The organism is Polaromonas sp. (genome assembly GCF_030682935.1).
GTDB lineage: Bacteria > Pseudomonadota > Gammaproteobacteria > Burkholderiales > Burkholderiaceae_C > Polaromonas.
Genome location: NZ_JAUXNA010000080.1, coordinates 1 through 1514, shown reverse-complemented (window position 1 = coordinate 1514; position 1514 = coordinate 1). Strand labels below are relative to the sequence as shown.

Sequence of the window (1514 nt, the reverse complement as noted above, 5' to 3'; positions counted from 1 at the left end):
TGGACTTCAAGGTGTTCAGCGCGCCCGCCACGACCCCCGGCGGCCGCGTGGTCGCCTTGCGCGTGCCGGGTGGCGCTGAAATGAGCCGCAGCGAGATTGATGGCTACACCGAGTTCGTCAAGATTTACGGCGCCAAGGGCCTGGCCTGGATCAAGGTCAACGATGTCAGCAAGGGCCGCGAAGGCTTGCAGAGTCCTATCGTCAAGAATATTCACGATGCGGCCATCGCGGAAATCCTCAAGCGCACGGGTGCCCAGAATGGCGACCTGATTTTCTTTGGCGCCGACAAGGCCAAGGTGGTCAACGACAGCATTGGCGCGCTGCGCGTCAAGGTCGGTCACAGTGAGCTCGGCAAAAAGGCCGGCTTGTTCACCAAGGGCTGGAAGCCGCTGTGGGTGGTCGATTTTCCGATGTTCGAGTTCGACGAAGGCGGCCAGCGCTGGAGTGCCGTGCACCATCCGTTCACGGCGCCCAAAGACGGTCATGAGGACTGGATGGACACCGATCCCGGTCGCTGCATCGCCAAGGCCTACGACATGGTGCTCAACGGCTGGGAACTGGGCGGCGGCTCGGTTCGTATCCACCGCGCCGAGGTGCAGAGCAAGGTCTTCAATGCGCTGAAGATTGGTCCTGAAGAAGCGCAAGAGAAGTTCGGCTTCCTGCTCGACGCCCTGCAGTATGGCGCGCCGCCGCACGGTGGCCTGGCCTTTGGCCTGGACCGCATTGTCACCATGATGACCGGTGCCGAGTCGATTCGCGATGTGATTGCCTTCCCCAAAACCCAGCGTGCCCAGTGCCTGCTGACCCATGCGCCGAGTCCGGTGGATGAAAAGCAGTTGCGCGAACTGCATATCCGCTTGCGCAATCCGCAGCCGGCCGCGTAGTTCGCTACGGTGTGAAGCAAGGGGGATGCCTTGAAAGCTTTCAAGATCCCCGAGTCTGTGCTGGTCGTGATCTACACGCCTCAGCTTGAGGTGCTGCTGATCAAGCGCGCCGACCATCCGGGCTTCTGGCAAAGTGTCACGGGCTCCAAAGACGCGTTGGACGAGCCCGTGCTGCAAACGGCGCAGCGCGAGGTGATGGAAGAAACCGGCATCACCGCCCCTGCGGCCCAATGGCGCGACTGGGGGCTGTCGAATGTCTATGACATCTACCCGGCGTGGCGCCATCGCTACGCGCCGGGAGTCGTGCGCAACACCGAGCATCTTTTTGGCCTGCGCCTGCCCGAGCGTTGCGCCGTCACGCTCAACCCACGCGAGCACACGGAATGGCAGTGGTTGCCGCATCGCACTGCGGCCGAGCGCTGCTTTTCGCCCTCCAACGCCGAAGCCATTTTGCTGCTGCCGCAGTTCATCGCTTGAGTCGGGCGGTGCTGGCGTCCATGCGATGCCAGACCGGATGGGCGAACATCGCCTACGCGGCTCGATTACCCTCTACCTTCGAGGTGCTCAATCCCTGAGCACCCGTCATTCATGACGCAACACCGACCGCCCATGCCCGCACGCCAGCCATCC

General features: G+C 62.7%; 2 protein-coding genes. Both read left to right on the top strand.

The features are described from left to right. Positions 1-884 (top strand): amino acid--tRNA ligase-related protein (locus tag Q8K05_RS03110; protein ID WP_305245074.1); only part of this gene is annotated, 884 nt, incomplete at its 5' end. A gap of 30 nt (positions 885-914) precedes the next feature. Next, positions 915-1361: a dihydroneopterin triphosphate diphosphatase gene (nudB, locus tag Q8K05_RS03105; protein WP_305245073.1), complete on the top strand. Its 447-nt coding sequence runs from the start codon at positions 915-917 to the stop codon at positions 1359-1361. The last annotated feature ends 153 nt before the right edge of the window (positions 1362-1514 follow it).